The organism is Desulfotruncus arcticus DSM 17038 (assembly GCF_900113335.1).
Taxonomy (GTDB): domain Bacteria; phylum Bacillota; class Desulfotomaculia; order Desulfotomaculales; family Desulfallaceae; genus Desulfotruncus; species Desulfotruncus arcticus.
The window spans coordinates 481,437-494,664 of the sequence record NZ_FOOX01000002.1; the positions used below are offsets into that span (position 1 = coordinate 481,437).

Annotated in this window: 13 protein-coding genes, 1 pseudogene and 1 riboswitch; of the genes and pseudogenes, 6 read left to right on the forward strand and 8 right to left on the reverse strand. The window is 40.5% G+C overall.

Annotated features, from left to right (window positions below):
- Positions 1 to 73: 73 nt before the first annotated feature.
- Both BM056_RS04680 and BM056_RS04695 read right to left on the reverse strand, forming a co-directional pair.
- A complete protein-coding gene (locus tag BM056_RS04680) occupies positions 74 to 1,927 on the reverse strand; it encodes a flagellar assembly protein A (protein WP_092469176.1) in 1,854 nt (617 codons plus the stop codon).
- A 477-nt stretch (positions 1,928 to 2,404) separates the two neighbouring features.
- The gene (locus BM056_RS04695) at positions 2,405 to 3,130 is read right to left on the reverse strand and encodes an HD-GYP domain-containing protein (RefSeq protein WP_165613380.1); all 726 of its coding nucleotides are present in this window, start codon (positions 3,128 to 3,130) and stop codon (positions 2,405 to 2,407) included.
- 198 nt (positions 3,131 to 3,328) lie between these two features.
- Positions 3,329 to 3,412, reverse strand: a riboswitch (cyclic di-GMP riboswitch).
- 261 nt (positions 3,413 to 3,673) lie between these two features.
- Here BM056_RS04695 and BM056_RS04700 point away from each other — a divergent pair.
- The 3 genes from BM056_RS04700 to BM056_RS04710 all read left to right on the forward strand — a co-directional run bounded on the left by BM056_RS04700 (position 3,674) and on the right by BM056_RS04710 (position 6,531).
- The gene (locus tag BM056_RS04700) at positions 3,674 to 4,021 is read left to right on the forward strand and encodes a helix-turn-helix domain-containing protein (RefSeq protein WP_092469182.1); all 348 of its coding nucleotides are present in this window, start codon (positions 3,674 to 3,676) and stop codon (positions 4,019 to 4,021) included.
- Between the two features lie 621 nt (positions 4,022 to 4,642).
- Complete coding sequence (locus tag BM056_RS04705; protein ID WP_092469184.1) at positions 4,643 to 5,254, forward strand: DedA family protein; 612 nt, start codon at positions 4,643 to 4,645, stop codon at positions 5,252 to 5,254.
- A 68-nt stretch (positions 5,255 to 5,322) separates the two neighbouring features.
- Positions 5,323 to 6,531 carry an NADP-dependent isocitrate dehydrogenase gene (locus BM056_RS04710; RefSeq protein ID WP_092469186.1) on the forward strand — a complete coding sequence of 403 codons (1,209 nt, stop codon included), beginning with the start codon at positions 5,323 to 5,325 and terminating at the stop codon, positions 6,529 to 6,531.
- Between the two features lie 208 nt (positions 6,532 to 6,739).
- Here BM056_RS04710 and BM056_RS04715 read toward each other — a convergent pair whose 3' ends face one another.
- The 5 genes from BM056_RS04715 to BM056_RS04740 all read right to left on the reverse strand — a co-directional run bounded on the left by BM056_RS04715 (position 6,740) and on the right by BM056_RS04740 (position 10,795).
- Entirely contained in the window at positions 6,740 to 7,342 is a 603-nt protein-coding gene (locus tag BM056_RS04715; protein WP_092469188.1) for a hypothetical protein, read from the reverse strand.
- 1,226 nt (positions 7,343 to 8,568) lie between these two features.
- On the reverse strand, positions 8,569 to 8,922 hold the full coding sequence (locus tag BM056_RS26610; protein ID WP_092469192.1) for a hypothetical protein: 354 nt from the start codon (positions 8,920 to 8,922) through the stop codon (positions 8,569 to 8,571).
- Positions 8,923 to 9,264: 342 nt separating this feature from the next.
- A complete protein-coding gene (locus BM056_RS04730; RefSeq protein ID WP_092469195.1) occupies positions 9,265 to 9,696 on the reverse strand; it encodes a PH domain-containing protein in 432 nt (143 codons plus the stop codon).
- 104 nt (positions 9,697 to 9,800) lie between these two features.
- The gene (locus tag BM056_RS04735) at positions 9,801 to 10,310 is read right to left on the reverse strand and encodes a DUF4367 domain-containing protein (RefSeq protein WP_165613381.1); all 510 of its coding nucleotides are present in this window, start codon (positions 10,308 to 10,310) and stop codon (positions 9,801 to 9,803) included.
- Positions 10,268 to 10,795: an RNA polymerase sigma factor gene (locus tag BM056_RS04740; protein ID WP_165613382.1), complete on the reverse strand. Its 528-nt coding sequence runs from the start codon at positions 10,793 to 10,795 to the stop codon at positions 10,268 to 10,270. The genes BM056_RS04735 and BM056_RS04740 overlap by 43 nt, the downstream gene beginning before the upstream one ends.
- A gap of 131 nt (positions 10,796 to 10,926) precedes the next feature.
- Here BM056_RS04740 and BM056_RS26795 point away from each other — a divergent pair.
- The 3 genes and pseudogenes from BM056_RS26795 to tsaA form a co-directional block, all read left to right on the forward strand.
- Positions 10,927 to 11,412 (forward strand): annotated as a pseudogene (locus BM056_RS26795) (isocitrate/isopropylmalate family dehydrogenase); the annotation flags it as partial.
- Positions 11,413 to 11,570: 158 nt separating this feature from the next.
- Entirely contained in the window at positions 11,571 to 11,882 is a 312-nt protein-coding gene (locus BM056_RS04745; RefSeq protein WP_165613383.1) for a hypothetical protein, read from the forward strand.
- A 569-nt stretch (positions 11,883 to 12,451) separates the two neighbouring features.
- Positions 12,452 to 12,886 (forward strand): tRNA (N6-threonylcarbamoyladenosine(37)-N6)-methyltransferase TrmO, encoded by a 435-nt coding sequence (tsaA, locus tag BM056_RS04750; protein WP_274377516.1) that lies wholly within the window; start codon positions 12,452 to 12,454, stop codon positions 12,884 to 12,886.
- A gap of 120 nt (positions 12,887 to 13,006) precedes the next feature.
- Here the strand turns inward: tsaA and BM056_RS04755 are convergent.
- Positions 13,007 to 13,228: hypothetical protein (locus tag BM056_RS04755; RefSeq protein WP_207648131.1), on the reverse strand; the 222-nt coding region annotated here is incomplete at its 5' end.

Consider the following 13,228-nt stretch of genomic DNA (forward strand, 5'->3'; position numbering starts at 1 on the left):
ATGCAATTGTTGAATTAGAAGTGTTTCGTTGTATTTTTAACTAAGATGATGCGGCTAAGGCTGTGGCTTTTTCTTAAACCGGAACTGCTTTAGACTTGAGGTTTCCTTCCTTGTCCAGCCACAAGCGTATGTCTTTTTCCTCCCTGTCAAAACGATAAATTATGCCACCTACAGATATGGAGGTATTTTCAAAGGCATAATCAAGGGTAACCACGGCTTTCGGGCCGGCCACCACCTTGGTGGGTGTCCCAACTTTGGAGCCTACTATCCCCAGGTGCACATCTCCGTCAGCCTGGACCTCACCTCCACGAAACACACCGGATATAGTTACTTCTTTACCGGCCTGGATTCGTGAATTATAACAACCACTGCCAATCATCCGAACACTACCGGTAGCTATTATAGTAGAATTGAGAATGCTTGACGCCACGATATCACTTTCTGATGAAGATGGCAGGTATGCGGTAAAGGTCTGTTTCCATTCGGCAGCTCGTTGGGCTAGTGTTTCTATCTCTGTGAGGTCACGTATGCCCAGAGGGGTTTGAACCACTACCCGTTCGAGTAACCGGACAAATTCACCCAGATTATCACCGGCTAATTCCGGAGGCAGAATTTCCAGCCTATTCTTTAAAGCTTTGGTCACTACAGGAAGATGTCGAAATTTTTCATCCAACAGCAGTTTTACTAGTGGGCCGATACCGTGCTTAAGATCACCCTGCTTGAACGCAGAGTGACTCAGCAACTGCCGGATAGCCATGGTCATTTCTTGTAAGCCATTAGACAGAACATTAATCTCCGGTAAAATACTTTTTTGAAAGGCGGCGGTTCCTCCCGCGACTACTACTGATGAAATAATATTGCCCTTAATCAGGATAGAACCCGTGGCCTGAACATTTGCATCAGAAACCAATCCTGCTACCTTTACATCTCCTTCCGCTTCTACCGTCATTCCTTCCTCTACATTACCAGTGATGTGGATATCGCCTTTAAATAAAATATTGCCGGATGCAAGATTTACATCTCCATTATGCACAAGTCCAGGCAGCACACTTACCGTAACCAGATTATGCCGGCGGGAGGCCAGAGGACGCCCGGCCCGGGCTGCTATAACTTGTTCACCATCGCCGGTCAGCACCGCTCCTTGACCGGCAACAAGCTTAAAATCCCGGGGCGACACCGGTATAATTACATCACCCTTGACGTTAGTGCCAGGATTCCCCAATGTGGGTGGGTGCTTGACAGCCAGGATTTCCCCCGCCTCTACTGAATTAAAAACATACCGTTCCCGGAAATCCAGCGTTTCAGTTTCCTCTATCTGTACAGGTACTTTGGACTTAGAAGAAAAAAGTAATTCCAACCGGCCATCTTTCCCTGGTTCCGCCGGGACACCTTGTGCGATAACCACCTCCTCATCGGTACAGGATCTAACACTGCTCAAGCATGCTTCCCAATTTACATTATAGTTAACTCCCAGCCGGGATAATTCTTGTAATAGTTCGTCCCATGTGAGTACCGGTAATTTTTCTTTCCGCTCAACTACCGCCAGTTGCAGTTTGCGGGCGGGCGGAAGTTCCGCCAGTTCACGGTAAACTGCAATTGCGGGGCAGGTTCTCAATATCGCTTGAAGGCCATCTGGGGAAACAGTTACAGACCATTCGCCTTCTTTACGTTCATTTATTGTTTCCACCCTAACCGCATCCTTCATACATACGGGGGTGGGATAAGTGCGTTCCTCGCCGTTTACAAGCAGTCTAACCCCCGGGCAGGGTATTACTAACGGATAAGGTCCTTCCGCCCGGTGGCGGACATTAATGCGTCCTCGTTGCACAAATGCATAAGGAAGGTCGTTCGCCTCCCTGTTCAAATATGCATTGTCAGCTTCGTTCGCTGTTACTGTCAAGGTACCGCAAGTAATCTCACTTTTCATTTTGAATCTACCCCTTACTAAACGTTGGAGTTTTTTCTTAGGACCTCCAGTACCCGGAAAAAACCTATCACATCCAGGTCTTCACGAATTAGACTGGGAATGTGGGTGATATTCAGAATGCGTCCCTGGTTAAAAAGGAGCCTTGCCTGGCTCAGGAGCATACCCGCCCCGGAAGAGTCAATGAATTGAAGTCCGTGCTACCTCGACCCATAAGTTTTCCTGTAACTTTATTACGTACTGTCCTGGAACCGGCGCTTGTGTTTTTAACCCAAATTCTTTGGTATTTAGTGCTATGATTTGTGCCGGATATTGGTTGAAACGCTCTCCTTCCAATATTACCTGGACCGGTGGCGATAGTATCCGGTGAAGGGGGCCCGGCTGAATAAAATATTTGCACTCCAAACAATGACGATCCGGTTCTTGCTTAGCGCAGTCAAAACACATTTGCATTTTTACACCGCCCTTCTAAATGTGCGCCTATTTTACATATCTTTTCAATTGCCAGGCTATTATCAATAAACGGTCCAGCCATTGGCTTTGGGCAAATACCAGCGGATGAGATAAATTGCCATATGAATCCGCCAACTGAACAAGCCATCTCCTTTCCTTGTCCAATTGTTTTTCCAGTTTGGCGGAGTCTTTATAGGTATCAATTTGCCAAAAGGATTCTTTGGCCAGAGTCGCAACCAGTTTCGGATCAAACTGGGAACCGGCACACCGGTGAATTTCTTTAATTGCCTCGCATATTTTAATAGGCGTACGGTAAGGTCTTAAGGACGTCATGGCATCCAGTGAATCAGCTAGTACAATGATGCGGGCGCGCAGGGGTATACGTTCTCCTTGCAGTCCTTCATACCCCTTCCCATCCCACCTTTCGTGGTGATAACGAACTATTTCCACCAGGGATGCGTCCGCTTCCATTTTTTTTAATAATGAGGTGCCCCGTAAGGAATGTTCCTTTAATTCAGCCCATTCATCCCGGGTAAGGGGTCCCGGTTTATCTAAAATCTCGCGTTTAATATGCATCTTTCCCACATCATGGAGGAGCGCTCCGTTTACGATAATTTCTCGATCCAATTCATCCAGATGAAGAACAGTGCATATTTTTAAAGAGAAATTCGCAACGTTGGCACTGTGTAGTAATAATCCCGGTCGGAACTTTTTCATTGTCCCTAACAGGTCGTCTATCCCTGCTGGATTCACAAATAACACCTCTTGTAACTTTTTTTGCATATGAATATTAACGAATGGTTATAACTACAGCGCCGGTGTTACGATACCTGCGTTGGCTTAGGCTTTACGCAGCAATAAAGGCTAACTTAGGCAGGCCTTTTCCAGCAAGCAAAAACGGCAGTCTAAAAACTGCCGTAAAAGAAACCATTAAAAAAGCAACCCCTTTATCACGGCAGCCTGGCAGTCATGCCTTAAAGGTTTAGACCCATGGCTTTGCGTCCCACCCTTTCGAGTGGTTTGCCTTTTATACAATAAAGTTTAAATGAGTTAAAAATTTATTGTTTACTGTGCGCATGGTTAGCCGAAAATATTTACCAATATTGGGGGGGGTATTACCTTGAAAGTGTATAGCTACTGATTGAGATGTAATAATTATAAGCAAAATACCTCATATGATGGTGTCGGAATATATCTTATTTTAGCACTGTGAGTTTATATTATCAATAAATATTTGGACTTATAGTTTCTAATATATCATTAATACCGCCTTTACAATGTAAGAGAGGTGATATAATGGACGATATTCGATATGTTATGGGGCAAAATATCCGGCTTTTTCGAAGATCTAAAGGTGTAACCCAGGAAAAATTGGCGGAAATGGTTAATGTAAGTGGGTCATATATAGGGTATCTGGAAAGGGGTAAAAAAAGCCCATCCATTGACTTGCTGATTAAAATTGCGGGTGTTTTAAAAGTAGATCCGGCTATCCTGTTAACTTCCAATGAAAAAAAAACAAACCAGGAACTAAAAAAATTGATAATACTTTTATCGGACAAAGGACCGGAACCAATACGATTTCTAAATGAGGTAGCTAAAGCATATTTTAAATCGTTGGGGCCCGAGCGACCAATTACTAAATAAAAATGTTTATTTTAAAATCTTCTTATTATTGCTAAGCTCGTTGGCAACTTTAGCCACAATAACCTTGAGTTTATCAGTTCATAGCTGATTTTGCCCATATTGATGCCTTAAAGCCCCATAAACTAAGGCTTCTATGTTGTTGTGTTAATATGTTAAGTTTTGTCGGATTAGATTAGATTGAGAATAATCCGAGTATCTAACAGCTAGCCAAACGTTTACAGAAATTATCTAATGCTAAAAACAGGGTAAATCTTGACTCTTTCTCCGATGCTCGGCTGGTTAACTGGGGTTATATTGTTTACAAAAAGCTGGAAGGAATTTGATTTGGATAATATTTTGACGGCTATTACGTACTCCAGACCGGTGAACAAGGGTTCAATGTGCAAGATGTGTTGATACGGCACTGGCGCAGTATAAAGAAAAGCGGAGAGCTAACAGGAAGTTCTTGCTCCCAACAAAGCCACTCCTTAAATTGCACTTGTTATTATCAGGCTAAATTAGTAGTATGATATAGAAGGCTTAAATAAGTTTGAGGACTATTGGGGTACTGATTAATATCAGCTAATGCTGTAGCTTTCAAAGGGTTTTAATTATACGAGAGTATTGAGAATAGGTGTGATAATGTTGCATCAATTAATTGAGTTACTTACTTCCTTTGCTACGGGTTTGATCAATACGCTAGGTCACTGGGGTGTTTTTATTGGCATGGTCCTGGAAAGTGCCTGCATCCCTTTACCCAGCGAAGTGATTATGCTTTTCGGCGGTTTTTTGACTGCCCAGGGTACGCTAAATTTCTGGGGCGTTGTCTGGGCCGGTGTTTTGGGCAATGTGGTTGGATCAGTGCTGGCCTTTTGGGCCGGCGCAAATGGCGGTCGCCCTTTCCTTGAAAAATACGGCAAGTACATCCTGTTTAACCATCATCACTTGGATCAAGCAGATCGCTGGTTCTCCAGATATGGTGAATGGGCGGTATTTTTCGGACGCATTTTGCCGGTAATCCGGACATTTATCTCTTTACCGGCAGGTATTGCCCGGATGAATTTTGTAAAATTCCTTATTTTTACCCTGATTGGCTGTATACCCTGGAATATTGCGCTAACTTACATGGGACTGAAACTTGGTCAGAACTGGCAATCCGTAGAACCCTATTTCCGGCCCGTTAGCTATGCAATTATCATAGCTGTAATCTGTGGTATTATCTGGTTCTTTATTAACAATAGAAGAAAGAGATAGACCGGCCATAAAGAATGTACCTTTGGCTACTAGGATATATAATTTAATTTTAGTAAGGGAGGAAACTTATGTCCAAAATCAAAATGAGAGTCCCTTTAGTTGAAATGGACGGGGACGAGATGACAAGAATTATCTGGAGAATGATCAAAGTAACTTTGCTGGAGCCTTATATTGAGCTAAAGACTGATTACTACGATTTGGGTTTGGAAAAAAGGGATCATACCGATGACCAGATTACTATAGACGCCGCTATGGCCACAAAAAAACATGGTGTTGCCGTAAAATGCGCTACTATTACCCCCAATGCCCAAAGGGTTGAGGAATACAACCTGAAGCAAATGTGGAAAAGCCCCAACGGCACTATCAGGGCCATTCTTGACGGTACCGTGTTTCGCGCTCCCATAATTATTGATAGCATAAAACCCTTTGTCCGGACCTGGAAAAAGCCTATCACCATTGCCAGGCACGCCTATGGCGACGTCTATAAGGATGTGGAGTACCGGGTGGAAGGGCCAGGCAAGGCGGAGCTTGTTTTTAAAACTGAAGCCGGTGCTGAGCACCGTGAGACAATTTTTGACTTTAAGGGCAAGGGTGTAATCCTGGGCATGCATAATATCGATAGTTCAATCGAGAGTTTTGCCCGGTCATGCTTTAACTATGCTCTTGATACAAACCAGGATTTATGGTTCGCCACCAAGGACACGATATCTAAAAAATATGATCATACCTTTAAAGATATTTTTAATGACATATATGAACAAGAGTATCAGGAAAAATTCGCCGAAAAAAATATTGAGTATTTCTATACCCTGATAGATGATGCAGTGGCGCGCGTTGTCCGTTCAGAAGGCGGTATGATCTGGGCCTGCAAAAATTACGACGGTGATGTAATGTCGGATCTGGTAGCCACAGCATTTGGCAGTCTGGCGATGATGACCTCGGTTTTGATGTCGCCGGAAGGGTTCTACGAATTTGAAGCGGCCCATGGTACCGTAACAAGGCATTATTACAGGCATTTAAAGGGTGAGGAAACTTCAACAAATCCCATGGCAACACTGTTTGCCTGGACCGGAGCCCTGAAAAAGAGAGGCGAACTTGACGGTCTCGCAGACCTGGTTGGTTTTGGGGACAAGCTGGAAGCAGCCTCCGTCAAAACAATTGAGGACGGCATCATGACTAAAGATTTGGCGATGCTGTCCAGCTTGCCTGAGAAGAAAGTAGTCAATACAGAGGATTTTCTTTTGGAAATTAAGAAACGGTTGGATAAGATGTTATAGGAGATAACCGGTGTCAGGAGGAACGGAGTTGTTGACACTCAACAACTCCGTTCCCCCTGACATTAGACTGAAGAAGATTGTCAATAACCCCGTCCCCTTGCCGCCACCTGATTTAATTACTCTGTTATTATTTGCGCTTTGATCTTGATTAGCATACACATACTGTGGACAAAAAACACGAATGGAAAAACAAAACTCATTAAAAATGCTATTGTTTATATGGACGCAGATATACACCTTCTACTGTACAAATTTTTTCTATTAGTTGTTTATGGCTATCATCTTCAACATAGAGCGGCATTACTAAATCATTTGTCCATATAATTGTTTTAAATATAGGGAATATAAAAATAGAAGATACGCGTTCTCTTAGCCCTAGTTCAAGTAAAACGTCCAGATAAGATATATTGTTGATTTCGAATAACAAATCATTATCTTGTTTACATAAATCAGTTTTCAGTTTTAACAATGTTGTTGATTTTTTATTGGAATTTAAAACTTTTAATAAAAAATCAAACTCATTTTCAAGCAAGGATGTTTGAACCAGCACAGGGTTGTTATAGACCCACATCTTTTTTATAACATTTTTAATCTTTGCTTCTTCTACTAAATACTCCTTTAATAAATTATTATTATTGGCTCTGTCAAAGAAAACTTCTACTTGGCTATATACTTCAGGTTCGCTAATTAATAGCGGAAATCTATCCAAATAATGACATCTTTCTGGAAATTCACTACAAATGCTAGTAAAAATATCAAATTTAGCTGGATAATTTAAATTAAAAGCATTTAAAATATCCTTTAATTTCATAAAGCCTCCATATAAACGAATGTATTTATTCTCTTTTTCATTATGGATAATTTTTCAATAATATCTATTTAAACTATTGATAAATCTATTTTTAGTGCCAACTATTTGAAAAGCTATTATCCGTAACTAAAATTATCTAGATCCTATTCGGGTGAATTCATCATCAAATTTTAAATAAACATTATTAGTTTTTTAGCGGACAGTCCATTTAGTTCATCATTTGTTATCTGGTGATTTTCTTCATTAGTTAATAAAATGCTTGTATCTTTTGTGAAATATGCATTAACTTAATAAAACAAAAGATACATTTAATTTAAACCTTAAAAATAGATGTAAATTTCCTATGTGGTTTCATTATGAATTAAAACAAGCTGAAATCAATTAGTATAATGCAAAATGTTGATGCAACTGATAATATAGAGTTGTTTTAAGGCCGGGTTATCAATAAAGAGACGTGAAGGTTGAGATGCTAATTTAAAAGAGTAGTGGTAAAAGCGATTAGTGTATGTAAAGTAGCCAATATAATTGTCGATATGGTAGCATAAGTAGCCAATTTTAACTTATTATATTGCACCATTATACATGTTAAGATAAAACTAATGCTTGCCCCTAATGTAAGTATAAGTTGCGTCAAGGGGCTAACGTCTTCGTATCTCCAAGTAAATGAAACTAGCGTTAAAGAAAGTGCAAGCGTACCTGCGGACAGAATCTTTTGGGACATGATTTTTTGAGAAGAAATATTAGTCTTGTTGTAGATAAAAATGATGCTACCTATAGATGTGGTAGTAGCCAGCAAACTAAGTAATCGTGCAATTTCGGACATTATAAAATTATACTCCTTTCGTTATAAAATGTTAATAATAATTTCTGGCTTATTTGTTAAAAGGCTTTAATTGCCAAGTAGGGGATAGTAATAATCTTGAGTGTAATAAAAAAGGCGCTGAACAAGCCCTCTCCCTCTGCGTAGTGATTTGGTATTTTTTCAACGCCGGTTGCCGGGCCCGCTGCTGCAACCAGTAGGTTCAAGTATATTTTGACACGACAGCCGAGCGTTGTGCAAGTATCCTGAAACTGCATAACTACTGTAAATAACGTATATTAAATGATAACTTACAGGACTTTCTGTTAAAAACTATACTTTAAATAAACTGCTTAATTATAGCCAAAACGGAAACCCATTATGGATGAATCCGTTTTGGCTATAAAAGACCAATGTAATCTAGTAACTAGCACTGTTGTGATTTTATTGTAATTACTTCACCAGCGGGGTCATAATCTGTAACGATTCCGCACCCAGTACGATTATAGTAAGCTAGAGTAGCTGCGCCGAAAGCCATAAAACCAGCTGCAATTCCGAATGCAACAGATGCTGGAATACTTACCAAAGCAGCAAGTGCAGCTGCAATAGTGCTTAACGCAGCACCGGCACTCAGTTGGGCTATTCTACCATTGGTATCACATGAATCTAACCATACCCTCCAGCCCCAAGAATATTCCTTAGAATCAGTTACTCCACCGCAATTTGCTAATATTCCGTTCTCGTTAATAATCTTAATGTCTTTTTGGACATTAGTTACCATTTCTTGAGTTGCTCCAGCTTTTAATGCCCTGAGCCATCGTTATTAATTCCTCCTACTTTTTGTAGAGGACTTTTTATTTTTTATAAGCATCCAGTTGGAAATTCGTATCGAAAATTTTGTTTTATAAAACTTGTCAAAAACATTCCAGACGTTCTTGTCAATAATGACTGGCTTATCTCAAAACTTTGGATCATTGACCTGACTGAAATAACGGCGTTACTTCAAGATGGTCACAGCGCTAGGGGTTCTGCTCCACGCGATCCTACCTCCACGATCCGTTCGTTTTTGCTTTTTTTTACTGACTAAATAATTAGATTTTTTTAATTACCTATTCATCTAATATTATTGCGCATAAGCCTCATAACTACCGGATACTGTTTCACCGGTACCGTTTCGGTAAACTGTTGCAGTAATTGTCAGCCGATATGAATAGCCTGTTGTCACATAATAGGTCTTATCGAAGAGCAGTTTTTCACCTGTAGCCTCAAGATCACTCCATGTTTTTACAGCGGTATATGTTCCATCTGAGTTCTTGCGTGCCAACACCACTTTGCCGGTGATTTTTGTCGTACCGGATTTGCCAAGCACACGAGCGCCGCAAGTTCCTTTTCCGTCGTCAAAAGAAAGATTTACATTTACTGAAGTGGTGTTTGTCCACTGCGGGGACATCGTTATTTGTGGATTATTTACTGCGGCGAGCGACATCCCTCCCAGGGAAAAGTAGAATGCAAGAGCCAGAAGCAGAGAGGTACATTTCTTCATTCTCACAATCATTGTCATTCCTTCTTTCGTTTATTTTTGAGGGATTATTTCACCCTTTACTATATAAACGTTTGAAGGCATGATTTGGTAACACTTTTATCTGAAAAATTTTCAAATTACTTTTTCAAGCTTTCTCCGATACGTATTAATTCCGCGCTATCTATTTTGGATGTCAGCTCATAAACTAAGCCGTTTGATTGCCAAATCAATACATTGGCATCATCCGCAGTCAGTGCCTTAAACAAATATGCTGTATTTCCTGATACTTTAACTTTTGTGTACTCTGTATTCTCATTGTCAACTAATGAAGTTCCTGATTCTGCCGGCCGCTGGTCAAATAGAATTTCATCCCCGGCATTATTTGCGTATATTAATGTAAATGTATTGCCATATCTTTCAGCCGATGTTTCTTTATAGCCCTCCGGCAAATAAGTTGGGCGGTAAACATTCTCTTGCTGACTTTCTTTTTCCAACTCACCAAATTTCACTTCCGTATATTTTTCCTGCCAGGCAATAATAGCGTTAAATATTGAATTTCTCGTCGCTTCAACGCTCAACAGCACAGCGTTTAACAACGTAAATACTATGGCGATACAGGCAGCGACCTTACCAAATCTCCTTGCCAAATGCCGTATTTTTGACTTTCTGCGCCTTTGATAAATAAGCTTTTTAATTCGTCTGTCCAGTTCCGGCGATGCTTTAACTCCATTTTAAGATATAAAATATCGGAATAATTCTTATTCAGCTTGGCTATGGAGTCCGCTATTTTATCACAGGCACCCCTTGCGGCAATATCATCTAAAACCGGCTCTTTATATTCAGAGTATTCAATATAGTCATCAAGCGGCTTTGTTTGATTGCGGTTTTGCCTCCGCAATAGATCAAGTGAGATATTTCTCACTATAATAACGACAAACCCCCTTGTTTGGTGATCGTTAATTGTATTAATTTTTTCAAGGTTATCAATTATTCTGATAAAAGCTTCGGATACGGCGTCCTCTGCCAGATGGGTTTCATGCAAGATGCTGTTTGCTATGTAGAGCATGGTTCCACGATATAGCTTATAAATCTCGACCGCCTTATACCGGTCATCCTCATTTTTTATTGCCATTATAAGTGCAAGCATAATCTTACCCCTGTAGTTAAATAAAATATAGCTGCTTTTATATGTTTATTATATCGTAATTTTTTACTTATTTCCGTCATGCTTTCAAGTTGTTGCATGCTTGATCAGTACATTTGGTCTCTGAACAAGAGTATCAGGAAAAATTCGTTGGGAAAAAGATAGAGTACTTATACATCCTATAGATGACGTGGTGGCGCGTGTTGTCCGTTCCGGGTCTGCAAAAATTACGACGGTGATGTAATGTCTGATCTGATGGCGACGGCATTTGGCAGTTGGCGATGATGACCTTGGTTTTAATGTCGCCGGAAGGGTTGCGAATATGAGGTAGTCCATGGAACGTCCAACAAGTATTATTGCAGATATTAAAAGGGCAAGGAAACTTCCACAAACCCCTTGGCAACATTGTTTGCCTGGACCGGGTCACTGAAAAAGAGAGATGGACTTGACGGGTGGCTCTATCATGTCGGAATATACACCTCCGTCAAGACAATTGAGGACTATATAATGACTAAAGATTTTGCGCTATTATCTAGCTTATCTGAAAAAAAAAAGTGGTCAATAAAGAGGATTTCCTTTTAGAAATCAAGAAACAGTTAGATTAAGGTGTTATGGAAGATAAAAGTTTTGTGCGCAGGGGGGAAACTTCCTTTATAGTATATTCTCAGTTATTGCTGCATTTTGTACTAAGTCTGGAAGTGCTCGTTGCAGTAGCATGTGTATACACTTTTATAATATAATAAATAATTAGTCCCCAATATAAATGAATTTTTTATTTTTTGCCTTGAGTGTAGCGAAAGGAATGAAAACAATGCAAGATGATAATCAAGAGAAAAAAACAGAAGACGCTAGTAATAAAAAAAAGCAAACAGTGAAAGAATTTTTTTTATTATGGATAATTATGTCTATTTTGCTTATTTTAATTAGTAACCGATCTATTTTTTCTCTGCGCTTTATTTTTGAAGCCATTATCGGTACTGGTTTAACTGCTGCTGTTGCTTGCTTTTTTCCTTATGACCGAATTAAAAATTTTAAATTTTGTAAAAAAAATAGCTGTTGTAAAATTTTTTTCTAAACTACAGATGAAAGCCCCAAATCCGACTGGATTCAGGGCTAGATAGAATTCTTCGTAGTAAATTTCATTCTCAATCTCAGTATATATGGTACCTATACCATTCACAACTGCATACATTGTCATTACTCCTAAAGTACGCCTACCATCTATAATACTGTAATCTTTGTGTTTTTGTTCCTATCTGTAACCAAAAGGAAACTGAAAACCTGTTACCCATTAACCTATATTCGAGCAATTACTAAACTTGCCATATTTAGAAAGTCTAAACTATTGGGTATCATCGATATTGGTCTGAGGAAATATAAGCGTTAGTAAATATCTAGCATCGGTACGCTCGGGAAATCGGGGCGGACGGTTACGCCGCAGACGCTGTGGCCGCCACAGATATGTGCAAACAATTCGCCGGCTAAAACCATAGCCAACCGGTTTCCGCTGTTTATAAAAAAACCAGTCCCTCGTGAGCATGTAGTATTTATGGCTCCGGAGGGCTGGTTTTGTATTTGTTTGAAGATGTATAATAAATAGAACAAATATGCCATGGTAAACCAACATTGGCAAAAACGCAGGAGGTGTCGAAATTGGAACTGGTGCAGATCGGGGTCATTCACAGCCCTTATCTGGAACGGAGTGCTGCGCCCCGCCAGGAACGTTTGTCCGAAGAAATAATGACCCTGGAAATTTACCCGGCCTATGTGAATGGGCTAAAGGATATTGAACAGGTGAGTCATTTAATAGTGCTTTACTGGTGTGACCGGACGCAGCGGGATACTTTACAGACGGTGCCGCCCTCCGGCACGGATTTGCGCGGTGTATTCGCCTGCCGATCCCCTTCCCGTCCCAATCCCATTGCCTTTTGTGTTGCAGAGTTATTAGGGCGCGAGAACAACCACTTGCGGGTTCGCGGCCTTGATGCGTTGGACGGCAGCCCGCTGCTGGATATTAAACCGTATGCCTCTGCCATTGATAGCATTACCGGCGCCCGTATTGGCTGGCAGGAAAAATAATCGTTCAGAACCGCGGATACGGTTCGCTTTAATTATTAACTCAACTTTCACAGAACCAAAAACCCCTTTAAGCTAGGCACAACCTGAAACCAGCAAGTCTTAATTGCTTATGTTGACAATTTAAGACGCATTAGCAACAGCAGGTAACATCTTTTTCCTTATATATGTTGGCAATTGTTGTAACCATATATCGACTTTTTCGGCAACAGATATTGCTTGAGATTCCACCGTATTACCAATCACGATAGAGTTCATTATGGATAACAATTGGGTAAGGGCTGTTTGATAGTCAAGCTCCTTTACCTCATCACACATTATGAAGAACAGCTCCCCCAATGACTT